The organism is Nocardia jiangxiensis NBRC 101359, assembly GCF_000308615.1.
Classification (GTDB): domain Bacteria; phylum Actinomycetota; class Actinomycetes; order Mycobacteriales; family Mycobacteriaceae; genus Nocardia; species Nocardia jiangxiensis.
In genome coordinates this window covers 564,765-587,559 of the sequence record NZ_BAGB01000041.1, presented here as the reverse complement: position 1 = coordinate 587,559, position 22,795 = coordinate 564,765, and the positions used below count along the sequence as shown (strand labels likewise).

At 68.3% G+C, this 22,795-nt stretch carries 21 protein-coding genes; 8 read left to right on the top strand and 13 right to left on the bottom strand.

The annotated features are described in order from the left end of the window. Positions 1-212 precede the first annotated feature (212 nt). Complete coding sequence (locus tag ON40_RS16780) at positions 213-902, top strand: TetR/AcrR family transcriptional regulator (RefSeq protein WP_306305386.1); 690 nt, start codon at positions 213-215, stop codon at positions 900-902. 22 nt (positions 903-924) lie between these two features. Here the strand turns inward: ON40_RS16780 and ON40_RS16775 are convergent, their stop codons facing one another. The 4 genes from ON40_RS16775 to ON40_RS16760 form a co-directional block, all read right to left on the bottom strand. Then, a complete protein-coding gene (locus ON40_RS16775; RefSeq protein ID WP_040823448.1) occupies positions 925-2,151 on the bottom strand; it encodes an acyl-CoA dehydrogenase family protein in 1,227 nt (408 codons plus the stop codon). A 73-nt stretch (positions 2,152-2,224) separates the two neighbouring features. Continuing rightward, positions 2,225-3,160, bottom strand: coding sequence for an alpha/beta fold hydrolase (locus ON40_RS16770; protein WP_051193179.1), 936 nt, complete (start codon positions 3,158-3,160; stop codon positions 2,225-2,227). A 153-nt stretch (positions 3,161-3,313) separates the two neighbouring features. Continuing rightward, complete coding sequence (locus ON40_RS16765; protein WP_040824370.1) at positions 3,314-3,790, bottom strand: hypothetical protein; 477 nt, start codon at positions 3,788-3,790, stop codon at positions 3,314-3,316. A gap of 23 nt (positions 3,791-3,813) precedes the next feature. After that, positions 3,814-4,908, bottom strand: coding sequence for a DNA polymerase III subunit beta family protein (locus ON40_RS16760; RefSeq protein WP_245567833.1), 1,095 nt, complete (start codon positions 4,906-4,908; stop codon positions 3,814-3,816). 137 nt (positions 4,909-5,045) lie between these two features. Between ON40_RS16760 and ON40_RS16755 the strand changes: the two genes are divergently transcribed. Together ON40_RS16755 and ON40_RS16750 are read left to right on the top strand one after the other, a co-directional pair. After that, positions 5,046-7,442 (top strand): beta-glucosidase family protein, encoded by a 2,397-nt coding sequence (locus ON40_RS16755; RefSeq protein ID WP_040823445.1) that lies wholly within the window; start codon positions 5,046-5,048, stop codon positions 7,440-7,442. 533 nt (positions 7,443-7,975) lie between these two features. Continuing rightward, positions 7,976-10,039: a neutral/alkaline ceramidase gene (locus ON40_RS16750; protein WP_040823442.1), complete on the top strand. Its 2,064-nt coding sequence runs from the start codon at positions 7,976-7,978 to the stop codon at positions 10,037-10,039. Here ON40_RS16750 and ON40_RS16745 read toward each other — a convergent pair. Beyond that, a complete protein-coding gene (locus ON40_RS16745) occupies positions 10,026-10,664 on the bottom strand; it encodes a TetR/AcrR family transcriptional regulator (protein ID WP_051193257.1) in 639 nt (212 codons plus the stop codon). The genes ON40_RS16750 and ON40_RS16745 overlap by 14 nt on opposite strands. A gap of 70 nt (positions 10,665-10,734) precedes the next feature. On the opposite strand from ON40_RS16745, the gene ON40_RS16740 reads away from it, so the two are divergent. Together ON40_RS16740 and ON40_RS16735 are read left to right on the top strand one after the other, a co-directional pair. Then, on the top strand, positions 10,735-11,568 hold the full coding sequence (locus ON40_RS16740; RefSeq protein ID WP_040823441.1) for an alpha/beta fold hydrolase: 834 nt from the start codon (positions 10,735-10,737) through the stop codon (positions 11,566-11,568). 84 nt (positions 11,569-11,652) lie between these two features. Then, complete coding sequence (locus ON40_RS16735) at positions 11,653-12,141, top strand: nitroreductase family deazaflavin-dependent oxidoreductase (RefSeq protein ID WP_063713019.1); 489 nt, start codon at positions 11,653-11,655, stop codon at positions 12,139-12,141. 10 nt (positions 12,142-12,151) lie between these two features. Here the strand turns inward: ON40_RS16735 and ON40_RS16730 are convergent, their stop codons facing one another. Then, on the bottom strand, positions 12,152-12,637 hold the full coding sequence (locus ON40_RS16730; protein WP_245567832.1) for a universal stress protein: 486 nt from the start codon (positions 12,635-12,637) through the stop codon (positions 12,152-12,154). 105 nt (positions 12,638-12,742) lie between these two features. Here ON40_RS16730 and ON40_RS16725 point away from each other — a divergent pair, with 105 nt between their 5' ends. After that, positions 12,743-13,270 (top strand): gluconokinase, encoded by a 528-nt coding sequence (locus ON40_RS16725; protein ID WP_040824356.1) that lies wholly within the window; start codon positions 12,743-12,745, stop codon positions 13,268-13,270. On the opposite strand, the gene ON40_RS16720 is transcribed toward ON40_RS16725, so the two are convergent. The 3 genes from ON40_RS16720 to ON40_RS16710 form a co-directional block, all read right to left on the bottom strand. Continuing rightward, positions 13,258-14,160, bottom strand: a complete 903-nt coding sequence (locus ON40_RS16720; protein ID WP_040823439.1) for a dienelactone hydrolase family protein — start codon at positions 14,158-14,160, stop codon at positions 13,258-13,260. The two genes, ON40_RS16725 and ON40_RS16720, sit on opposite strands and share 13 nt — an antisense overlap. A gap of 81 nt (positions 14,161-14,241) precedes the next feature. Further along, positions 14,242-14,658, bottom strand: coding sequence for a MarR family winged helix-turn-helix transcriptional regulator (locus ON40_RS16715; RefSeq protein WP_040823436.1), 417 nt, complete (start codon positions 14,656-14,658; stop codon positions 14,242-14,244). Then, positions 14,648-16,024, bottom strand: a complete 1,377-nt coding sequence (locus ON40_RS16710) for an MFS transporter (protein WP_040823433.1) — start codon at positions 16,022-16,024, stop codon at positions 14,648-14,650. The genes ON40_RS16715 and ON40_RS16710 overlap by 11 nt, the downstream gene beginning before the upstream one ends. A 182-nt stretch (positions 16,025-16,206) precedes the next feature. On the opposite strand from ON40_RS16710, the gene ON40_RS16705 reads away from it, so the two are divergent. Continuing rightward, complete coding sequence (locus tag ON40_RS16705) at positions 16,207-17,619, top strand: amino acid permease (protein ID WP_051193255.1); 1,413 nt, start codon at positions 16,207-16,209, stop codon at positions 17,617-17,619. Positions 17,620-17,728: 109 nt separating this feature from the next. Here the strand turns inward: ON40_RS16705 and ON40_RS16700 are convergent, their stop codons facing one another. Together ON40_RS16700 and ON40_RS16695 are read right to left on the bottom strand one after the other, a co-directional pair. Next, positions 17,729-18,583, bottom strand: coding sequence for an NAD(P)H-binding protein (locus tag ON40_RS16700; protein ID WP_040823430.1), 855 nt, complete (start codon positions 18,581-18,583; stop codon positions 17,729-17,731). 190 nt (positions 18,584-18,773) lie between these two features. Continuing rightward, a complete protein-coding gene (locus ON40_RS16695; protein WP_040824350.1) occupies positions 18,774-19,130 on the bottom strand; it encodes a hypothetical protein in 357 nt (118 codons plus the stop codon). Positions 19,131-19,269: 139 nt separating this feature from the next. Between ON40_RS16695 and ON40_RS16690 the strand changes: the two genes are divergently transcribed. Continuing rightward, on the top strand, positions 19,270-19,629 hold the full coding sequence (locus ON40_RS16690; RefSeq protein WP_040823427.1) for an ACT domain-containing protein: 360 nt from the start codon (positions 19,270-19,272) through the stop codon (positions 19,627-19,629). A gap of 36 nt (positions 19,630-19,665) precedes the next feature. Here ON40_RS16690 and ON40_RS16685 read toward each other — a convergent pair whose 3' ends face one another. Both ON40_RS16685 and ON40_RS16680 read right to left on the bottom strand, forming a co-directional pair. Beyond that, on the bottom strand, positions 19,666-21,021 hold the full coding sequence (locus ON40_RS16685; protein WP_040823424.1) for a wax ester/triacylglycerol synthase domain-containing protein: 1,356 nt from the start codon (positions 21,019-21,021) through the stop codon (positions 19,666-19,668). Positions 21,022-21,147: 126 nt separating this feature from the next. Continuing rightward, on the bottom strand, positions 21,148-22,770 hold the full coding sequence (locus ON40_RS16680; protein ID WP_040823421.1) for an FAD-binding protein: 1,623 nt from the start codon (positions 22,768-22,770) through the stop codon (positions 21,148-21,150). Between the last annotated feature and the right edge of the window lie 25 nt (positions 22,771-22,795).

The window sequence follows — 22,795 nt, the reverse complement described above, 5'->3', positions numbered from 1 at the left end:
CGTGCGATATGCGAATGTCGGTATACCACACGCAAATGTGTACGCCCGCCTCGTATGTACGGTGCATATTATATGCATAGTGCATATCAATTCCTACTGTGAGTATGCCGTGAACGTGACGGCTCACCGGCGGATTCCGGATTCGGCAACCTGGATGCGAGCGAGTCACGCTTTCCGAAGTCGACGTCGGATTCGATTCCTGCGGTGATAGCGTGGCGATCGGCAAGCGAGGCGTCGGCGTACGGGAGCAGGTGATCGGGGTGGTTTCGGAAACCGTTGCGGGCCAAGGGAAATCCGGCCGTGCCGCGCCCCGCACGCGGCGCGGGATCCGGACCCGCACGGCGCTGATCGAAGCCGCGCGCAAGGTGTTCGAACGCGACGGCTACCTCGAGGCCAAGATCTCCGACATCTCCGCGACCGCGGGCGTGGCCTCGGGCTCGTTCTACACCTATTTCGACGGTAAGGACGAGATCTTCGCCGCGGTGGTCGAGCAGGTGCAGGAGGAGATGCTGCATCCGCACGTGCGCGAGCGCAGCGGCATCACCGACCCGAGCGCGCTGATCGAGGCCGCGAACCGCGAATATCTGCTGTCCTACAAGCGAAATGCGCGTCTGATGGCGGTCTTCGAGCAGGTCGCCCAGGTCGACGAGAACTTCCGGCGGATGCGCATCGAACGCAGCCGCGCCTTCGTCCAGCGCAATGCGCGAATGATCCGGGCCCTGCAGCGATCCGGCCGGGCCGCCGCCGATCTGGACCCGACGATCACCGCGCACGCGCTGTCGGGCATGGTGAGCCGGATGGCCTACCTGGTCTTCGTCCTGGACCAGCGGATCCCGTTCGAGAAGCTGGTGGAGACCCTGACCGCCCTGTGGGTCAACGCCCTGCGGATCGAGCCGGAGTGAACGCGGCAGTCGGGCCGCCCGCTCACGCCTTGGGGCTGCGCTGCCGGTACTTGCCCAGCTCGGCCCGCGCGATACTGCGCTTGTGCACCTCGTCGGGTCCGTCGGCCAGGCGCAAGGTGCGCAGATGCGCCCAGAAGCTCGCGAGCGGGAAGTCCTCGGTGACCCCGCCCGCGCCGTGCAGCTGAATCGCCCGGTCGACGATCTTCAGCGCCATATTCGGCGCGGCGACCTTGATCGCGGCGATCTCCACCCGCGCCTGCTTGTTGCCGACGGTGTCCATCATCCAGGCCGCCTTGAGGGTGAGCAGGCGGGTCTGCTCGATCTCGATGCGCGCCTCGGCGATCCAATCCTGGATGTTGGCGCGTTCGCTGAGCTTCGCGCCGAAGGTGGTGCGCGATTCCGCGCGCCGACACATCAGTTCCAGGGCGCGCTCGGCCATGCCGATGGCCCGCATGCAGTGGTGGATGCGGCCAGGTCCGAGCCGGGCCTGGCTGATCGCGAAACCCTCACCCGGACCGGCGAGTACGTCGCTGCTCGGAACGCGCACGTTGTCGAACACGATCTCCGCGTGGCCCTCGCGATCGGAATATCCGAAGACCGGCAGATTCCGGACCACCTGCACCCCGGGCGCGTCGATCGGCACGACCAGCATGGACTGCTGGCGGTGCGGCGGGGCCTCCGGATCGGTCTTGCCCATCACGATCAGCACCTTGCAGTTGGCGTGCAAGGCGTTGGAGGCGAACCACTTTCGGCCGTCCAGGACATAGTCGTCGCCGTCGCGGCGCATGCTCATCTCGATATTGGTCGCATCCGAACTCGCCACGCCCGGTTCGGTCATCGCGAATGCGGAGCGGATGGTCCCGGCCAGCAGCGGTTCGAGCCAGCGCTGTTTGTGCTCCTCGGTGCCGAACAGCGTGAACACTTCCATGTTCCCGGTATCGGGGGCCGCGCAGTTGCACGCCTCGGGGGCCAGCGCCGGGCTGCGGCCCATGATCTCGGCCAACGGCGCGTATTCCAGATTGGTCAGGCCGGGACCCCATTCCGGATGCGGGTGGAACAGATTCCACAGCCCGCGCTCGCGCGCCTGCGACTTGAGATCCTCGAGGATCTGCGGGTGGTGGTGCGGGTCACCGGCGGCGCGCATCTGCTCCTGATAGACGGCTTCGGCCGGGTAGACGCGCTCCTGCATGAAGGCCGTGAGGTCCTCGATATACCGCTGAGCGCGTTCGGAACCGGTGAACAGGTCCATCGGGTCTCCCATCGATGCGTGCCGCACCGCTGCGGCAACGGAGTGAATTCCAACTGTAGTTCGGCGCTCGGGATCAGTTCCCGGGCAGGCTGCGGGCGAAATCGATCAGCGCGGCGCTGACCTCGTCGGCGCGTTCCTGCTGGATCCAGTGGCCCGCGCCGTCGAGTAGCAGGGTGCCGCGCAGGTCGGTGAGGACGGCGTCCATCTTGGTCAGCGGGGTGAAGCGCAGCACCGCGTCGTCCGCGCCCGCGATGAAGTAGGCGGGTGCGGTGATCTTCGCCCCGGCCAGATCGGCGGACAGTTCCCAGTCGCGGTCGAGGTTGCGGTAGTAGTTCAGCCCGCCGGTGAAACCGGTCTCGGTGAACGCGTCCACGTAATACTGCATTTCGGATTCGGAAAGCCATTGCGGTGGAAGCAAATTCGTGCTGTCGCCGGTCATATCGGCGGCGCTCACCACCTCGTCGCGCAGCAGGGTGCGCCGCACATCGGCGGCCAGGGCCGCATCCGCGACGCCCGGCTCCTGGAACCAGCACATGTAGAAGTTCTCGCCCAGCCGGGAGCGGAAGATCGAGATCGGCGGCGCCTTGGGGCGAGGCGCGACCGGAACGCTCAGACCGGCCACCGCCCGCACCCGGTCCGGATGCCGCAGCGCGGTCTGCCAGACGACCGAGGCGCCCCAGTCGTGTCCGACGAAGATCGCGTCCTGCGCGCCGACCGCATCGAGCAGGCCGACCAGATCACCGCAGAGGGTGGCCATGGCGTAGTCCTCGATCCGGTCCGGCCGCGAGCTGCCGCCGTAACCGCGCATATCGGGGGTCAGCGTGCGGAATCCGGCCTCGGCGAAGGCGAAGACCTGATGCCGCCAGGAGAACCCGAGCTCGGGGAAGCCGTGGCAGAAGACCACCAGTGGGCCTTCGCCGTGTTCGACGACTCGGAGTTCGATCCCGTTGACCGCGATCTGCCGGCTGCCCAGCGCCGTCCAGTCCTGTACCGGGGTCTGTGTACTCACGTTTCGCGCCCACCTCGCCTGCCGAGTGTCTGCACCGCGGTCGCGGTACTCGATACGGTATTCAAAGTTGACGCCGGATTCAACTATGGTCTGTAAATGCTTGGTGTATAGGAGTTTTGAATCGAACGCATCGACAATTGTGGCGGTGAGGACTCAGGAACGACCGGTCGGCGCGCTGTCCCGGCGCTCGGTCGAACGGGCGCGCACCGCCGCGGCGACCTCGTCGGCGGCGGATCGGATGCCGTCGCCGTAGGGATCCGTGCCGAGCGCGTCGAAATATTCGCGCGCGGCGTCCAGATGCTGGTGTGCGGCCTCGAACGAGCCCAGGCGGCGCAGGTTGTCGGCCAGGTTCAGGTGCAGGGAGGGGTAGAAGCCGCGTACCCGCAAGGCCGGGTGGTGCCGCCGGGCGCGCTCGTCGGTGAGCGCACCGGCCGCGTCCAGTGCCCGGACGTCCCAGATCAGCGCCTGTGCGGCATCGTCGTACAGGTCGGCGAGATAGTGGGCGAGGGTGCAGCGGTGTAGTGCGTCGCCGAGCGGCCCCATCGTGTCCCAGAGGTTCAGCAGCGCCGTGCGGGCCGCGTCGGGGTCGCCGTCGTGGCCGTGCCGGACCGCGGCGCTGATGGCGGTCATGGTGTCGTCGGGTGCGGTGGTGTTCACGGATGGTCCTTCTGGGTGGTCGAGGTACGGGTGGGCATGGCGGGGGTGGTGAGATCTCCCGCGGCGGCCGAGCGGATGACGACCGGTTGGTCCGGTGCGGTGATGTCGAGCATGATCTCCGGGCCGACCGCGGTGCGCAGCGCAGGGGATAGGGTGCCGGGATCGAAGGCCAGTGCGCTTCGAATTCCGTTGACAGCAGCGGGAATTCGATGCGCCGGACCGTTCTGTCCGATCGATGTTCGCAAGGCGTCGGCATCGATCACGCAGTGCAGGGTTCGCGTCCCGGCCTCCTCGGCGGCTGCCAGCAGTGGATCGCGGGCCACCACCACGCGGGTGCGGGCCGGAGGCAGTTCCGCGAGCATGCGCCGATAGTCCGGATACGGCTCGGTGATGGCCGGACAACGGATTTCCTCGGTTCCGGTCAGCACGAGAGCGTCGGCGATCGAGGAGATCAGGATCTGTTCCTGTTCGCGCAGCCGGGTGATCCGTGCGGCGAGGTCGGCTGCCGAAACGACGAGTGACCAGGGCCGGCCCGCCGCTCGCGCGGGAACCAGCGACCGGGTGGTGAGCCGATAACGATCCGTCGCGGTCAACACCACCGAATCCCCGTCGGCCTCGATGAGAATCCCGGTCAGCACCGCGATCGAGGCGTCCCGTGCGGTCGCCGAGCGGACCTGCTCGATCGCCTCGGCGAACTCTCGCCCGCCGACCGCGACGAGATGCGGATCGGATTCGGCCCGCAGGGCGTACTTGATGGCCTCGGCCGCCGCCGCGGCCTCGTGCGCCCGGCGTTCGAGTTCCGCGACGTGCTCGTCCAGCAGTCGCCCGCCGACCTCGACGCCACCTGCCAGCACCGCGGCGACGGTCTCGAGCGACATACCGATCTCCCGCAGCCGCCGAATGGTCACCGCTCGCTCCCGCTGTCCCGGCGTGTAATACCGGTACCCGCTGGAGGAATCCACCCGCGCGGGCGGCAACAATCCGCAGTCGTCGTAGAACCGCAGCGCCGTCGCGGTGAGCCCGCTCGCCCTGGCCAACACTCCGATCGTGACGAGCTCGTCCGGCCCGTCCTCGAATTCCGATTCGATCACGCGGGTCATCATGGAGCTTCGGGTAACCCGAAGGTCAAGCATTGCCCACCCGGCGCGGCGGGCGTTTGCGCATCGGACCGGTTGGTCGGTCGGGTAGCGTCGGTGGCGGCGGTCGAGTCGCGACGAACGGGGTCGGTATGCGGGAGCGGATCGAGGAACTGCTGGGAAAACTGGATCTGGCGGACAAGGTGCGGCTGATCTCGGGTGCGGGGATGTTCCGGATGGCGGGGCATACCGGGATCGGGCTGGCCGAGATGCCGGTGTCCGACGGTCCCTCGGGGGTGCGCGGGGAGAACTGGGACGAGCGGGAGCCGTCGGTGAGTCTGCCCTCGGGTACCGCGCTCGCGGCGACCTGGGATCGGGAATTGCTCGACGAGATCGGGGCGTTGATCGCGGCGCAGGCGCGCGCGAAGGATGTGTACGCCGTGCTCGGGCCGACCATCAATCTGCATCGATCCCCTTTGGGTGGTAGGCATTTCGAGTGTTTCTCCGAGGATCCGATGCTGAGCGCGGAGATGGCCGGTGCCTATGTGCGGGCGGTTCAGGCACACGGCGTGTCGGCCTGCCCGAAACACTATGTGGCCAACGACTCCGAAACCGACCGATTCAGCGTGGATGTGCGCGTGGACGATCGCGCCCTGCGTGAGCTGTATCTGTATCCGTTCGAGCGCAGTGTCGCGGCCGGTGCGTGGATGGTGATGGCCGCCTACAACTCCGTGGACGGCACGACCATGACCGAGAATTCGCTGCTGGACGAACCACTCAAGGGCGCTTGGGGTTTCGACGGTGTGGTGGTCTCGGACTGGACCGCGGTGCGTTCCACCGAGGGCGCGGCGGCGGGCACCGATCTGTGTATGCCCGGCCCGCCGATGCTGTGGGGAGCTCCGTTGGAGGCGGCCGTGCGCGCGGGCGAGATTCCCGAATCCGCGATCGACGAGAAGGTCAGGCGCATACTGCGTTTCGCCATCCGAGTCGGTGCTCTGGACGGATCACCCCGTCCCGCACCGGAATTCGGCGATCAGCGGGCCGCTGAACTGGTGCGCCGCGCGGCCGCCGCCGCGATGGTGCTGGTGCGCAACGATGGTGTGCTGCCGCTGCGTGCCTCCGCGGCCGGGCACACCGTCGCACTGCTCGGGCCGGGTGCGGCCGATCCGCGAGTCATGGGCGGCGGCAGTGCGACCGTGATTCCCGCGCACACCACCACACCGCTGACGGGTCTGAGCGCGGTGCTGCCCGTCACCCACACGCCCGGTGTATGGCTCACCGAAGGGCTGAGCGCCGTTGCGCCCGAACTGATCACCGATCCGGACACCGGCACGCCCGGCCTCGCACTGCGATATCTCGCCGACGGCGAGGAGATCGGCCGCCAGCACCGCGCCACCGGCACTCTCGTGCTGTTCGGGGATGCGACGGCCGAGCGGGCCACCTCGATCGAATTGCGCACCCGGCTGCGTGCGGAGACGAGCGGCGAGTGGCGCATCGGCGTGGGCGCGATGGGACGGGTCCGGCTCGAGCTGGACGGGGAGCTCGCCGACGAGGGCGAGTTGACCATGTCCGGGGCGGATCCCGTCGCAGCGCTGCTGCATCCGCCGCAGCGGGCGGTCACTCGGACGTTGCGCGCCGGGCAGGTGGTCGACATCCGGATCACCATCGAGAATCTGCTGGCCCTGCCGGGACTCGGCGTCTTCCTGGGCCTCACCCTGGGAGTGACTCCGCCTCGCCGTTCCGAGGCCGAGGAGTTCGAGGCCGCGGTGCAGGCCGCGCGCGCCGCGGACGTCGCGGTCGTGGTGGTCGGCACCACCGAGCAGATCGAGAGCGAGGGCGCCGACCGGACCACGTTGCGCTTGCCGGGCCGTCAGGACGAACTCGTCTCGGCGGTCGCGGCGGTGAATCCGCGAACCGTCGTGGTGGTGAATTCCGGTGCGCCGGTGGAGATGCCGTGGCGCGAGGAGGTCGCCGCGGTACTGCTGTCCTGGTTCCCGGGGCAGGAGTTCGGCGGCGCTCTGGCCGACGTGCTGACCGGCGTACGCGAACCGGGTGGCCGATTGCCCACCACCTGGCCGGTGACGATGGCCGATGTGCCGGTGCTGGACACCACACCGGCCGCCGACGGAACGCTGACCTACGGGGAGGGTGTGCACATCGGTTATCGCGCGTGGCTGCGCTCCGGTGTCGAGCCCGCGTATCCGTTCGGGCACGGGCTGGGCTACACGACCTGGGAACTGAGCGATCTCGCGGTGTCCGCCCGGACCGCGACGGTCACGGTCCGCAATACCGGTGACCGGCCCGGCAAGTACGTCGTGCAGGCATATCTGTCGCGCGCGGACAGCACGATCGATCGGCCCGTGCGCTGGCTGGCGGCATTCGCCACGGTCACCGCGGACGCGGGGGAATCGCGTCGCGTCGAGATCACCCTGCCGCAGCGGTCTTTCGAGCACTGGACCGGGCAAGGATGGGCCGTGGAACCGGGTACGTTCACCCTCCACGTGGGTGCTTCGGTGACCGATCTCCCATTGACTGCCGAGGTCGGCTGAGTCCGCGGAACCGCCGAAATCGGGTTTGCTGGGAACCATCTGTCAGTCGACGTAGAGTTCCAGCAGAGTGGGGTTTCATCCATTGTCACTCCTCTTGCGCGGCTGTACTTTTCGGATGTCTCCAGATAATCGAAAGGTCGCTCCATGCTTCTCGCTCTCATCATCGCCGGGCTCAGCGCCACTGGTAGCGCGGCCGCCGGCATCCTCGGCAGCGCAGCCACCTACGCGGGCAACGTCTGAACCGTCCCCGCACGAACCGTCCGGTGTTCCGTGAGCCGGCACCGGTCGGCGAACGCCCGGTGAGATCGCGAATCCGATCTCGCCGGGCGTTCGCCGTATGTGTGCGCGGGGACGCTTCTCGGTGTGCCGCGCGGCCTGACCGGTGCATTCCTCGATGATGTAGCTGCGGGCTGGCATACTGGACAATTGACCAGTACGCTGCGCCGAACAGGAATACGGCATGGTGTGGAGCACGGTGCCGCCCGGACGAGTCGGGCGTCACTTCCGCGCGTCACGACACGAAGGAGCCCTCGGTGACGGTTTCGCGTCGATCGGTACTGGCCGGTACTGCGGCCGCGGCGATGGCGGCGGGTGTGACCGCGGCGAATCCCGCAGGCGCACAACCGCTGCGACACCAGGCCGACGATCAGGGGTACCTGATCGGATGCGGGATCGGGGATATCACCGGCGCGCCCGCGGGCCAGGGCATGATGGGTTACTCCGAGGCCGATCAGGTCGCCACCGGACTGCTCTCGCGATGTTGGGTGCGCGCGTACATCGTCGTGGATCGGGTCAGCGGGGATCGCATCGCCTTCGGCACCGCCGACAACGCGTGCCTGTTCCAGTCGGTGCACCTCGAGGTGCTGCAGCGGCTGGCCCGGCGATTCGGGAATCTGTACACCGAGCGCAACGTCAACATCAACGCCACGCACAACCACAACTCGTGCGGCGGGACCGCCCGCGAATACGCGTATTCCCTTGCCGCGTACGGGTTTCAGTCGAACTCGTTCGAGGCCGAGGTGAACGGGATCGTCACCGCGATCGGACAGGCCCACGATCGCCTCGCCCCCGGGACGATCATGCTCGGGCACGGTGAACTCCACGACGCCAGCGCCAACCGCTCCCGGGTCGCCTTCGAACTCGATCCAGCGCCGGACAAGGCCGTCTTCCCCGGTGCGGTCGACCCTTGGGTGACCGTGCTGCGGCTGCGTCAGGGCGGCCGGGACGTCGGGGCGATCACCTGGTTCGCCACCCACGGCACCTCGCTCACCGACCGCAATACGCTCATCTCCACCGACAACAAGGGCTACGCCAGCTACCGCTGGGAACACGACGAGATGGGCGTGCGGCACGGTGACGGACAGCCGCACTTCCTGGCGGCGTTCGCGCAGACCAATGCGGGCGATATGACGCCCAATCTGAACTGCATCCCCATGCACCCGTCCGGGCCGACCGAGAACAACCGGCTCAACTGCACGATCATCGGCGAACGGCAGTATCGGGCCGGACGCGCGGCCTTCGCCTCCGCGCGCGCCATGAGCCGCGGCGGTGTGGACGCGGTCGCGCACTACGTGAACATGGCCGATGTCGCCATCGACGGCTCCTACACCCCCGATGGCAAATCCGCCCGCACCGCCCCGGCGATGATGGGCGCGTCCGCCATGGCGACCAGCGAGGAGGACAACTGGAACAGTCAGCTGTCGTTCCTGCAGGAGGGGGATACGAATCCGATGGTCGCCGCGCTCGGCGGCATCGACGCCCCGATCGAACAGTGGATGCGAGATGTCCAGGCGCCCAAGCTGATCGCCGCCCCGCTGGGCATCCTGCCGCCGCGGCCGTGGAATCCGCAGGTGCTGATGATCCAGATCATGCGGATCGGTGATCTGATATTGGCCTGCGGCCCAGCGGAATACACCATCGTGGCCGGACTGCGGATCCGGCGTCTGGTCGCCGATGCGCTCGGTGTGCCGCTCGAACACGTGCTCATGCAGGGGTACTCGAACGGCTACAGCCAGTACGTGACCACACCCGAGGAGTACGTCTCGCAGCAGTACGAGGGCGGGGAGACCCAGTTCGGCCGCTGGACGCTCCCGGCCTATATGCAGGAATTCGACCGGCTGGCACGGGCTCTGGCCGCGCGCACCGATCCGGGCCGCGGCCCGGCGCCGCTGGACTGGGCGTCCGGACCACAACCGAACCTGCTGCCGCCGGTCCCGCCGGACGTCCCCGTCGCCGGGCGCGCCTTCGGTGATGTGCTGACCCAGCCGTCGAACGGCGTTGCGGGACAGACCATCGCGGCCGAGTTCTGCGGCGCCCATCCGAACAACGACTTCCACACCGGTGGAACCTATTTCGAGGTCCAGCGCGCGAATGGCGCGGACTGGCAACGCATTCAGGACGACAACGACTGGTGCACCGAGATGCACTGGCGGCGTCCGGACGGCCAGCCCGCCGCCTCGATCGTGCGTATCCAGTGGACCGTCCCGAACGGAACCCTGGCGGGCCGCTACCGCATCCGCTACACCGGCGACAGCCGAGACGTCGCGGGTGAGCGCACCCGATTCACCGGTACGTCAACGGAATTCACCGTCGCGTAGCGTCGTTCGCCCGGCCGGTGTGCGAGGGCGCATCGTCGGAGGTCTCGGCACCGGCCCGCAGGGCGATCTCGAGCTGAGCGCTCATGGCTCGTCCGGCCGCGTGCAACGGCTCGGGGGAGTGCAACGTCCTGCTCAGGATGAACGCTCCCTCCAGCGCGCCCAACATCGCCACCATCAGCTCGCGCGCCGGAACACGACGTACACCCCGACCCACGAGGTAGTCGGTGCCCTGCTCGATCCAGGATTCGACGACCTCCGCGGCCACCTCGCGCAGCGCGGGCCGACTGTCGGCGATCTCCCCGGCGACGGTGCCGACCGGGCACATGTTCATCCATCCGGACTGCTCCATATCGGCCGCCGCCGCGGTGAACGCGGCCGGAACCGCCTCGCGCAGATCGTCGTACGGATCCATCAGCAGCGGCAGTAACTGAATGTAGGCCGCGCCGCTGGTGCGCAGCGCCTCCGCGGCGATCTGCTCCTTGCCCTCCGGGAAGTGGTGGTACAGCGAGCCGATCGGCGCACCGGCCGTGACGGTGAGCTCCTTGACGGTGGTCGCGCCGTAACCCTGACGACGCATCAGCTCTGTCGCGGCGGTGATGATCCGCGCGCGTGTGCCGGTTGACATGTTCTCCGCCATACCACCACACTAGAACACATGCTCTAGAGCAACCGTTCTAGCGAAGGGGTCGGTTCGAATGCCAGTTGTCGAGATCGCCGCGGGTCGGGTGCACTACGCCGAGGTGGGGCAGGGTCCGCCGGTGGTGCTGCTGCACGGGGTGCTGATGAATCACACGCAATGGGATCGGGTGCTGCCGCTGCTACCCGAGGGGTTCCGGTACATCCGCCCGACGCTGCCGCTGGGCGCCCATCCCGAACCCATGCGCCCGGACGCGGACCTGAGCATGCGTGGCCTGAATCAGGTGATCGCCGATTTCCTCGCGGCATTGGATCTGCACGGGGTGACGCTGGTGCACACCGACTGGGGTGGCGGGTTGTTCCTGACCGCATACGGACTCGACGAGCGTATCTCGCGGCTGATCGTGCTGCCGTGTGAGGCATTCGACAATTTCCCGCCCGGACTGCCGGGCAAGATGACCGTCGTCGCGGTCTACGCTCCGGGCGGCCTCACGCTGGCGTTGCGTCAGTTGCGTATCGCTCGGCTGCGGCGACTGCCGGTGATGCTCGGCTGGATGGCGCGTCATCCGCTGCCCGACGATCTGGTGCGCGGCTGGACCGAACCGGGTCTCCGTAGTGCCGAAGTCCGCCGCGATCTGCGCAAATACGGAAAGTCCCTGCCGCCGCGGGCCGAGTTGATCGCTCACACGGAGGCGCTGTGCGAGTTCGCGGGCGAGGCGCTGGTGCTGTGGTCCTCGGCGGGAAAGGTGATGCCGCGCGAGCACGGCACCCGCCTGGCGCGCCTGCTGCCCAAGGGACGACTGCGGGAGATCGACGACGCCTACGTGCTGTCGATGATCGACCAACCCGCCGCCGTCGCGCGGGCGATGAGCGAATTCCTCACCGGCACATGAGGGCCGAGGCGGTCGCGCCGGAATAAACGGGGCAGTCAACCCGTTAGCATCGGAGAGAGTGCCACGACATGACGGAGGGATACGGTGAGCCGCGTACTGAGGAACCCGCTACCCGCCGTAGGTCGCGCACTGGGACGTCGCCGGACGGTCATGCGCATCGCGCCCTTCGTCGTCGTGTTGGAACGCCTCGTGCGCCGGATCAGCCGGGGGCGGCACGGGGTGTTGGACGTGGCCGGTCTGCCCTCCATGGAACTCACCGTCCTCGGGCGCAAATCCGGTGTGCCGCGTACGGTTTCGCTGCTCTACGTGCCGGACGGACAGGACGAGTTCCTGCTGGTCGGCTCCAATTGGGGCCGGCCGCAGCATCCTTCGTGGTCGGCCAACCTCGTTGCCGCCGATCACGCCGAGATCCACAGTCGCGGAGAACGTTTCAAGGTGCGCGTGCGGCGGCTGACCGGCGCTGAGCGAGATCGGGCCTGGGGTCGGGCAATCGAGCGCTGGCCCGGTTACACGATGGAGCAGAAGATGGTCCCCGAACGCCCTTTCCGGCTGTTCGAACTGACCCGTATCTGAGCGCTGCCGGTCAGGGCACCACGGTCACCGGCCATCGCCCGGCCTTGACCAGCCGGACCGCCACCGAGCCGATGAATCGGTGCCCGGCCTTCTCCGATGCCCCGACGATCACCGCGTCGGCCTTGAGTTCGTCGGCGGCCTGGGCCAATCCGGTGTACGGATCGCCGCGCCGGGTGAAGAACTTCCAGCGCGTGGTGTAGACGCTCTTGACCCGTTCGGCGTGTTCGGAGATCTCGCGGGCGAGGTCGTCGGCAACCTCGGCGGTCGCGCCCTGCACGTCGGCGCCGTACACCCCGGACATCGCCATGTACGGCTGGACGTAGACCAGTGCCAGCAGCGCGTTCTGCCGTCTGGCCAGGCCACCGGCGTAGGCCGCGGCACGCCAGGACGCCTCGGTCCCGTCCACGCCGGCCATGATCACGCGCGGACCGTCGGTGCCCAATTCGAAGCCGGTGCCCTTGTCGGCCGCCCACTCCGGAGTCTTCTCCTGCGCCACGAATCGAGCCTAATCGAGTGTCCGATTCCGTCCGAACGCCCGGTCGTGATCGGGGGGCCGGTGCCGGGACGAGCCGGTGCGTGCGGCGTGGTTATGGTCACCCGCATGACCACATCGCAACCCCTCATCGCCGTGATGGGCGTGTCCGGATCCGGTAAGACCACGGTCGGGGAGCGACTGGCGACCGCCCTCGGCCTGGCCTACGCCGACGGCGACGATCTGCATCCGGCGGCCAATATCGCCAAGATGACGGCCGGGATCCCGCTGGACGACGCGGACCGCCTGCCTTGGCTCGACGCCATGGGCCACTGGCTGGCCGCGCACGAGGACCGCGGCGCGGTGGTGAGTTGCTCGGCCCTCAAACACGAGTACCGCGACCGCCTCCGGGCCGCGGCGTCCGGTTTGTACTTCGTCGCGCTGGACGTGCCGCGCGCGGAGCTGGTTCGCCGAATGACAACGCGCACCAGACATTTCATGCGCGTCGAACTGCTGGACTCCCAGCTGGCCATCCTGCAGCCGTTGACCGCACAGGAGTACGGGCGCACCGTCGATGCCACCCGCGACGTGGACACCGTCGTGCACGAGGTGCTCGCGGCCCTCGATCCGGGCAGCGCCGGAACTCAGCCCAGGTAACGCCCGTACCAGTCGGTGACGCGCCGCCACGCCTCCGCGGCCCCGGCGGCGTTGTAGCGCGGGCCGGTGTCGTTGAAGAACGCGTGGTCCGCGCCCTGCGCGATGAAGGTCTCGTGCGGCAGACCGGCCTGCTGCAGTGCGGCCTCGGCGGCGGGGCGGGTGGCACCGACCCGGGCGTCGAGCGATCCGTAGATCGCCAGCACCGCGGCCTTGGACCGGGACAGATCCCCGCCGGCCGGGAAGGGACCGTAGAACGGCGTGGCCGCGGCGATATTCGGCGTGCCCGCGGTGAGCAGCATCCAGGTCAGCCCGCCGCCGAAACAGAATCCGGTCACGCCCAGCTTCTTGTCCGGCACTCGGCGCGCGAGCTCCTGGACACCGGCCTGCAGATCCGCGACGAACCGGTCCTGCGGGATCTTGCTCAGCGCCGCGGTTGCCGCTGCGGGCTCGGAAAACGTTGCGGTGCCGCCCTCTTCGGACAGCAGGTCGACCGCCAGGGCGCTGTAGCCGATGCCCGCGAAACGTCCGGTGACCGAGCGGATGAAATCGGTGAGCCCGGTGTTCTCGTGGATCACCAGCACACCCCCGCGCGGGTTCTTCGCCTGCGCCCACGCGGCCTGCAGGGTGCGCCCCTGTGGGCCCGCGAAGGTGACGGCGCTGGATTCGAGCGCACCCGCCGCTCCGGGCGGACCCGAGGCGGGAGCGGCCGAGGATGTCGAATGTGCCTGGCTGCTACTCTGATTCGTCGAGCAGGCCGCCAGTAGCGCCGAGGCCGCGGCGGCCCCGAGCCCCATCATGCCCAGGCGACGCAGCGCCTCGCGTCGATCGAGGATGCCGTCCGCGTGATCGGTCGCGATCTCCTCGGCCATGTACTGCTGCAAGGGGGTCATGGGGCACACCCTATTGCGCGAATGCGGCCGCAGGTGAGTACTCGAGCTCGAGGTTTGCTGTGGACCGGATCCGCGACGGGTTCAGCGATCGAGTTTGCGCAGCAGGTCGCGCAGCGTGCGCAGGTCCGATTCCGACAGTGCGGCAATCGATTCCGGTGCGGGGTCGTGCGTGGCGAGGGCGTCGGCCACCACCTGGCCGCCGAGTTCGGTGATGGAGACGACCTTCGTGCGCCGGTTGGCCGGATCCACCGAGCGCAGCACCAGGCCGCGTTCCTCGAGGTCGTTGACCGTCACCGTGGCGGCGGGCGCGTCCATCGCGGCCGCGGCGGCTAGTTCCTTGACCGTCATCGGCCCGCAGCGCAGCTGGCGCAGGATCTTGATCCGGCTGAACGGCAGTCCCGTGCGTTCGGTGATGGCCCGCTTCCACTTGTCGCGGGTCCCGACGGTCTGCAGCAGCATCCGCCACACCTCGTCGGGAGTCGGGACGTCATCCGGCATGGGTGGGAACTTTCTGTTCGAGCAGATGGGCGACCCCCTGCTGGGAGCGCCGGGCCCAGCCGGTGCTGGCCGAGAAGCCGAGCACGATGACACCGACCGCGAGGACGGCCAGGACCCACCACAGACTCGCACCGGTCAGCAGGCCGCACAAGGCCACGCCCAGGCTGACGCCGATCTGGCGGCTGGTGGAGGCCACCGCCGAGGCCGCGCCGGCCTGATCCAGCGGCATCCCGCTCACCGCTGCGGTGGTGATCGGCGCGTTGACCGTGCCGAAACCCACGCCGAATACGGCGAACATCAGGATCAGCGCCCACACCGGCGTATCGGCGCGCAGCGTTGTCATCGCGACAGTGGAGATCGCCAGCAGGGTGCCCGCGACGACCAGCGACGGCCGGGTGCCGTAGCGGCCGACCATCCGACCCGACAGCGGCGAGCAGATCAGCATGCCCAGGGCCATGGGCAGATACAGCAGACCGGTGTGCACGGCCGAATAGTGCCGCGTCCCTTGCAGATACAGCGAGGCGCTGAACAGGAACGCTCCGAGGCAGGCGAAGGCGCACACCGCGATCATGGTCGCCGAGGCGAAGGGGAAGCTGCGGAAGAAGCGCAGGTCGACAAACGGCGTGTGATGTCGCCATTCCACGTAGCAGAACGCCGCCAGCGCGATCGCGGTGATGATCAGCATGATCGGCTTGTGCTCGATGAGCCCGAACACCAGCGTGAACATGACGACGATGGCCAGCGCCTGCCCGAGCGGATCGATGCCGCGAGCCTTGGACGCCTTGGACTCGGGCACGAACAGCGTCGTGAGCACCAGGGCGATCGCGCAGATCGGCAGGTTGATCCAGAACACCGACTGCCAGCCCAGCGCATCGATCAGCACCCCGCCCACCATCGGCCCGAGCGCGGTGGACACGCCGACCACCGCACCCCAGACGCCGACGGCGCGGGCGCGCTCGACGCGGTCGGTGAAGACGGTGGTGATGATGGACATCGCCACCGGGTTGAGCATCGATCCGCCGATGGCCTGGACGAATCGCGCGCCGATCAGCACATTGATGGTCGGTGCGAGGCTGCACAGCAGCGAGCCGATCGCGAAGATGGTCAGTCCGATGCGGAACATCCGCCGACGGCCCCACCGGTCGGCGGTCGCGCCCGAGAGCATCAGCAGACTCGCCAGAGTCAGGGTGTAGATGTCGACGATCCACTGCAACCGCGACAGCGGCGCGTGCATCTCGCCGCGGATGGACGGGATCGCGACGTTGACGATGGTGGCGTCCATCGACGAGATCAGCAGGCTCAGGCAGCACGTCACCAGCACGATGGTCTTGCCGCGCGCGCTCAACCCCGCAACAGTTGTAGGCACACAAGCATTGTGAAACTACAATTGTTCCGAATGCAATCAGTAGTTGTTATGGAGTGCACCACTGTCGCCACTGTTGTCGCGTCATGGAGTGAACCCCGCGATAGCTGCGTGGTGACAGGGTGAAACATTCGATATGGCGTACTGCGAGCTGAACGCTCGCCCGGTACGTTCATCCCATGACGATGGACCGGAGTGCGGCGCCGGGCACGGTGACCGCAGAACCCGTGGACGAGGAAGAAGGCTACAAGCGGGGCCTGAACCCGCGCACCGTGCAGATGATCGCGATCGGCGGCGCCATCGGCACCGGCCTGTTCTGGGGCGCGGGCGGCGCCATCGAACAAGCCGGTCCGGCGCTGATCCTGTGCTACCTGGTGGCGGGTGTGGCGATCTTCGTGATCATGCGAGCACTGGGGGAGCTGCTGACATATCGCCCCGTATCGGGCAGTTTCGCGGAGTACGCACACGAATTCCTCGGGCGCTTCGCGGGATTCGTGACCGGCTGGACGTACTGGGCCGTGTGGGTGAGCACCTGCATGGCCGAGATCACGGTCGCCGGAAATTATGTCCAACGCTGGTTCGCGGTGCCGCAGTGGGCGACCGCGCTGGTGGTGCTGGCCGTGCTGTTCGCGGCGAATCTGATCTCGGTGAAGTTCTTCGGTGAGGGCGAGTTCTGGTTCTCCGCGATCAAGATCTTCGCCATCATGGCGATGATCGTGATCGGCATCGGCGTGCTGGTCATCGGATTCGGGCACGCGCCGAATCCGTCCGTGACGAATCTGTGGGCCGATGGCGGGGTCTTCCCGAAGGGGCCCTGGCAGGCCCTGCTGGCGTTGCAGATCGTGGTGTTCGCCTATGTCGGTGTGGAATTGGTGGGTGTGACCGCGGGAGAGGCCCGCGAACCCCGCAAGACGCTCCGCAAGGCGATCAACACCCTGCCGCTGCGGATCGGGCTGTTCTATGTCGGTGCGCTGGTGATCATCATGTCGGTGCTCAGCTGGACCAGCTTCCATTCCGGCGAAAGCCCGTTCGTGGCGGTCTTCGAGAAGGTCGGCATCCCGGGCGCCGCCGACCTGATCAATTTCGTCCTGCTGACCGCGGCGCTGTCCTCCTGCAACTCGGGCATCTACTCCACCGGACGCATGCTGCGCAGCCTCGCGCAACACGGTGAGGCGCCGCGCGGGCTGGGTGTGCTCAGCAGTCGGCAGGTGCCGTACGCGGGCATCATCGCCTCGGCCGCGGCGATGGTGATCGGCGTGATCGTCAACGTGATCTCACCGAAGCAGGCGTTCGCCTACATCACCTCGGTCAGCACCATCGGCATCATCGTGGTGTGGGGTGTGATCCTGGTGTGCCACATGGTGTATCGCGCGCGCGTCCGGCGCGGGCAACTCCCGGCCTCGGACTACCGCCTGCCCGGTGCGCCGGTGAGCACCGTCCTGGCCCTGGCCTTCCTGGGCCTGGTCGTGGTCCTGCTGTTCTTCACCGACAGCGGTCGCACGGCGATCATCGTCGGCGTGGTGTGGACCGTCCTGGTCTGCGCCGGATATCCGGTGGTGAACAGTCTGGTGCGTCGCCGGGAATCGCTGAACGCCTGAGTTCTTCGATCGGGGCCGCCGATTCGCAGCACGAATCGGCGGCCCTTTCTCGTCTGCTCGCTCATGTCGCGGGACTCGGATTGCGCTCGAGCCCTCGCTCGGATCGGGTTCAGGCAGTAGCGAATTCGTCCCGATGCGCCCGTGCCCAGTCCCGGAAGGTGCGCGGTGCGCGGCCGGTGATCTCCTCGACGTCGGGATGCACCACCGAGGTGAACGCCTCGAGTGCGGTGGCGCGCAACGCCATCACCGCATCGGCCATCGTCTCGTCCAGATCCGCGCCCAGTAGTCCGGCCCGTGCCTCGGACGGCGTCGTCTCCGCGTAGCGCAGCGGTCGGTCGAGCACCTCGGCCAGGATCGCGGTCTGATCGGCGGGGGAGAGTGGTTCGGGACCGCTGAGCGTGCGGATCCGGCCGTCGTGGCCGGATTCGGTGAGCACCACGGTCGCCACCGCCGCGATGTCCTCGGGATCGATGACGGCGATGCGCCCCTGTCCGAACGGTGCGCGCACGGTGTCCTGCGTGCGCACCGTCCCGGCCCAGTGCAGGGCGTTGGACATGAAACCCAGGGGCCGCAACATGGTCCACGCCACCCCGCTCGCGCGCACCGCCTGTTCCCCGGCGCGATGCCAGGTGGGGATCGGATCGTCGGCGGCGGGATCGCCGGTGCGGCCCGAGGACAGTTTCACGACATGACTCACCCCGGCGTCGGCGGCCGCCCGCGCCAGGGTGGCATCGTGCGCGGCCAGATCCGGCCCGGTGGTCAGCAGGAAGACGCGATCGACCCCGGCCATGACGCCGTCGACGCTGTTCGGATCCGCCGGATCACCCCGCACGACGTCCACGCCTTCGGGGAGTGCCGCGGTTTCGGGACGTCGGGTCAGCGCCCGCACCGGCACGCCCGAGGCCAGCAGGTGATCGACCACCGCACGTCCCACGGTGCCGGTCGCTCCGGTTACCAGAATCATGGGAGAACTCCTCTGTGCTGCTCACGGCGGGTACGTCCCGCCCGCAGACCAGGTTGCCGACCGCCGCCGCATCCGGTCCACGCAGACGGTCGTTCGCCGCGAAATCCTCCGCCTCCGGTCCGAATCCGCGCCGGATCACCATCCGCTCGCCGAGCAGGAGCCGAAATCCGCCGACCCTCGCCGTGCGCGTTCAGCTCGTGACGCTGCCAGTGCCGATCGAGAGGTAGGCGAGGGTCACGACCATCAGGAACCAGCCCGCGCCCTGCCAGATCGGCCAGGCGCGATGCTGCCGCCAGACGCGGTACGTGCCGACGAACGCGCCGATCGTGCCGACCACCAGCACCAGGCCGGGACCGCCGATGATCGCCGCCTGCGAGGTGCCGTCGCAGAAGGTGCGCGGTGACGGCCCGCAGGACTCGCGCCTGCTCGCCCACTCATCGATCGCCAGGAACAGCAGCGCCGCGGCGACCAACACGCCCACGCAGTACCCGACCGCACGCCGGTACATGCCCGGATCGTGCCAGCGCTTCTCGACGTCGTCGACCATGATCACGCACCTCCTCGGGCTGTGGATCGCCGGACCGCGCGCACTCCAGTGTCGTCCACTCCACCGGTACATCCGTGCACCGGGCCCGCACCTCGGGCCGTGCGCCGGGAGCACGCGTCGCGCGGCCTAGGATGACCGGATGAGCGTCCAGCGGCTGCACGTCGTCCCTTCCCGATTCGCGGTCGAATACGTCGCGGAGGCAACGTTTCCCGAGGACGACGAGTGGATCGCGCTGGTCCGGGCTCCCGAGGGATTGACCGTGGTCCGCGATGCGCCGCCGTGGGCCGAAGGGGAGATCTGGATCGGTCTGTACGGCGACCCTGCCAGGCACGGCCGGGACACTTCCATGCCCGCCGCGGTCGTCGGACCGCTGACCGAGGCGGGCATCCCGGTCTTCGTGACCTCCACCTACCACGCGGATCTGGTGCTGGTCCCCGAACATCGCCTCGTCGAGGCCAAGGATGCGCTGGAGCAGGCCGGACACCGCATCGACGGCTGAAAGCCCTGGCGCACAACGCGTCCGCGACAGCAGATCTCAGGCGAGGGCGGCCAGCTCGGCGAAGGCCTTGCGCAGCAGGTCGCAGTAGACGTCCGGATCGGTGACGATCGCCGGATCGCAGGCCACCGAGACCGCGAAGACATCACCCGCGCCGACGAACGAGTGCGCCAGCGCGATGTCCGGATACACCGGCGGCAGCATGCCCGCGAACCGGAATCGGCTGTCCAGCAACGACAATGCGGTATCCGAATCGCAGCGGATACTCGTCAGAATCGTATGTGCCGGTGGGAGCGGCGGCGGGTCCGCGGGTGGCAGGGTGCCGAATTTCGTCCGGTACGTGCGACTGGGCATGCCGTCGATCAGCTGCAGCCGGGCCAGCTCACGGGGGCTCGACGCCGATCCGCGGCGGGCCCTGAGGGTTTCGTCCACGGCGCGGGCGCGCGCGGCGATGTCCGTCTCGCCGGGATGCAGATCCACCACGTCGGCGCCGATCCGATTCACCCCGAGCACCTGCTCGCCGGGAATCGCGATCGTGACGAAGGCCGACAGATCCTCCGGGCACGGCAGTGTGTGTTCGTCGAAATAGCGTTGCAGCGCAAGCGATATCGCTGTCAGCCCGATGGCGGTGACGGTGACCCCGGGGGTGCGCACCGACGCGAGATCGAGCGGGACGGTGCGCAGGGCACGGTCCGGGCCGATGCGCTGATTGAGCACCGTCCGGGTACGTGCGGAGATGACCGACCAATCGGCCTCGCCCTCGGGCACCGTGCGCCGACTCAGCGCGCGCGCTCCGGCCAGGAATCGCACTGTGCGCCAAGGTATCCGGATCGCATCGGCCACCACGGCGGGCCACAGCCGGGGATGTCGCGCGGCGCTGGGCTGCCCCTCGATCCGCACCGGCGCGGGGTCGGCCGCGAACAACGCCTCGCCCAGCGAGGTCATCGCCGGGCCGGCCAGCAGCGCATGGCTGGTGTGCATCATGACCACGGTGCCCGCGCCGCTCAGCGTCCCGATGCCGCGAACTCCCGGAAACACGTGCAAGCGCCAGGCGCAGACCCGCGCGTCCAGCGGCTCGGTCAGGACCTTCGCCATCCGGTCCTGGCATGCGGCCCAATCCAGACCGTCGGGATGCGTGACGACATGACTCTCGATCGAGCTGTCATCGATCGCCCAGAACGGATGCGTCAGCCCGCCCGGCGCTTCGACGATCCGCCGCCGCAACGGCTCCAGCGCCGCCGCTCGCGCACCGAAGTACTCGGTGACCTGTTCGCCGGTGGGGGCAGGGCCATCGCCACTGTCGAACACCCACCACATCGGCCAGTCGGTCATCCGGCCCGACCGCGCCAGATAGAAGAAGGCCGCGTCATTGGCCATCAGCTGTGATTCGCGCATCCGCTGCTCTCGTCGATCCTCGATTGCCCAGAACTGTAGCGTCCACGCCGGGTGCGCGAGCGCCGGGAGCACGAGACGGGCGAACGGGATGAACGGCTCTCGGGTGCGGCCGGGTATCGCCGGTGGTCAGTTCGCGCCTGCGGACGGCCCGCCGACTTCGGACGGCCGGGCCGATACCGAATGCCCGGCGCGTCGGCCGGAGAACACGCAGTCCGCGATCGACAGGCCACTGACATAGGACTCCGAACAGATCCCGATCGCGGTGCGCCCCGCCGCGTACAGACCCGGAATCGGCTCGCCCGTCGTCGATCGCACCGCACCGGTGTCCTCGTCCACGGCCAGGCCGCCGAGGCTGAACATGGGGCACGGATTGGTCAGTTTCGGCCGGACCGAGACGTCCAGCAACGTGTAAGGACCCCGTTCGATCGGATGGGTGAACTCACTCGGTTTGCCCATCGGATCGGGTTCGCCGTCTGCGATGGCCGCGTTGTGTCCGCGGATCGTCGTCGCCAATCCCTCCGGGCCGACCCCGGCGCGGCGCGCCACCTCCTCCACGGTGTCCGCGCGAATCGCCGAGGTGCGCAACAGCGATTCGGCCTGCAACCGCTGGAACCAGATGGCCTCGTCCGCCAGCTGCCCACGAGCGCGCCGCATCATCTCGGCGTCGACCAGCAGCCAGCCCTTTCCGCCTTGACCGCGGACCAGGGCGTTGCCGACCGCCGCACCGTAACGGGTCTCATCGATGAACCGCTGCCCCTGCTCGTTCACCAGCAACCCGCCGTAGAACGCACTCGGCGGCGCGATGAATCGCCACGCCGAGACGTTGTCCATCCGCTCGGCCACACCACCGGCCGCCACGCCGAGTTCGATACCGGATCCGTCGTCCCCGGTGGTGCCCAGCGCCAGGCCACCGGTGTATCCGGGCGCGTACTGCTCGAGCAGTTCCCGGTTGGCGATATAGCCACCCGCACAGAGGATCACGCCACGGTTGGCGCGAATCCGCACCTCACGCGAATACCGTCGCTCGAGCGCGTCGAGCCGACCTTCCAGCACCCGGCGCAAGGGCGGATAGTAGATGCCGGGCTTGGCGGCGATCGCGGCCATCGCGGCGAACCGCTTGCGGATCGCCGACGGCGCATCGGCCATGGTGCGCGCCCGGACGCCGATGATCCGGCCGTCGTCATCACTCTCCAGCGCCACCACCCTGGTGTGCGGGCGCAGTTCGACACCGGCGCGCATCGCGGCGCGGGCGAGCGGCTGATAGATCTTCTTGCCCGACGCGCCCTTCCCCTTCGCGCGATGTCCGCGCTGCACGGGCGGCGTCACGGCGCGGAATTCCCCGGAACATTCACTGCCGGAGTAGTACAGGTAGTACCGGTTGTCCGGATACGAGGTCTTGTACGGACACACCGACGCCTCGAACGGCACACCGTGCCCCATCAGCCACTCGATCATCTCGGGACTCGAATCGACGAATCTCCGCAGCGTCTCGGGCCGGACCGCGTCGCCGACCTCGCGGGTCAGGTAGGCGAGCATCGCCTCGGGCGTATCGCTGATCCCGGCTTCGCGCTGAATCGCGGTGCCGCCACCCGCGTAGACGATGCCGCCGGACAGTTCGGTGGCGCCGCCGCCGTTGAAGCGGTCCACGGCCAGCACCTGCGCTCCCGCCGCCCGCGCCTCCAACCCCGCACACGCACCGGCCGCACCGAAGCCGACGATCAGCACGTCCGTGGTCAGATCCCACACCATCGCGATTCCTTCTGTATCTGGAACA

Excerpts from the sequence above, each read along its gene's own strand:
- ON40_RS16775 (WP_040823448.1), bottom strand. The coding sequence starts at position 2,151 with ATGGACCTGTTCACCGGTTCCGAACGCGCTCAGCGGTATATCGAGGAC.
- ON40_RS16765 (WP_040824370.1), bottom strand. The coding sequence starts at position 3,790 with ATGACCGCCATCAGCGCCGCGGTCCGGCACGGCCACGACGGCGACCCC.
- ON40_RS16755 (WP_040823445.1), top strand. The coding sequence starts at position 5,046 with ATGCGGGAGCGGATCGAGGAACTGCTGGGAAAACTGGATCTGGCGGAC.
- ON40_RS16745 (WP_051193257.1), bottom strand. The coding sequence starts at position 10,664 with ATGTCAACCGGCACACGCGCGCGGATCATCACCGCCGCGACAGAGCTG.
- ON40_RS16740 (WP_040823441.1), top strand. The coding sequence starts at position 10,735 with ATGCCAGTTGTCGAGATCGCCGCGGGTCGGGTGCACTACGCCGAGGTG.
- ON40_RS16725 (WP_040824356.1), top strand. The coding sequence starts at position 12,743 with ATGACCACATCGCAACCCCTCATCGCCGTGATGGGCGTGTCCGGATCC.
- ON40_RS16720 (WP_040823439.1), bottom strand. The coding sequence starts at position 14,160 with ATGACCCCCTTGCAGCAGTACATGGCCGAGGAGATCGCGACCGATCAC.
- ON40_RS16715 (WP_040823436.1), bottom strand. The coding sequence starts at position 14,658 with ATGCCGGATGACGTCCCGACTCCCGACGAGGTGTGGCGGATGCTGCTG.
- ON40_RS16705 (WP_051193255.1), top strand. The coding sequence starts at position 16,207 with ATGGACCGGAGTGCGGCGCCGGGCACGGTGACCGCAGAACCCGTGGAC.
- ON40_RS16700 (WP_040823430.1), bottom strand. The coding sequence starts at position 18,583 with ATGATTCTGGTAACCGGAGCGACCGGCACCGTGGGACGTGCGGTGGTC.
- ON40_RS16695 (WP_040824350.1), bottom strand. The coding sequence starts at position 19,130 with ATGGTCGACGACGTCGAGAAGCGCTGGCACGATCCGGGCATGTACCGG.
- ON40_RS16690 (WP_040823427.1), top strand. The coding sequence starts at position 19,270 with ATGAGCGTCCAGCGGCTGCACGTCGTCCCTTCCCGATTCGCGGTCGAA.
- ON40_RS16685 (WP_040823424.1), bottom strand. The coding sequence starts at position 21,021 with ATGCGCGAATCACAGCTGATGGCCAATGACGCGGCCTTCTTCTATCTG.
- ON40_RS16680 (WP_040823421.1), bottom strand. The coding sequence starts at position 22,770 with ATGGTGTGGGATCTGACCACGGACGTGCTGATCGTCGGCTTCGGTGCG.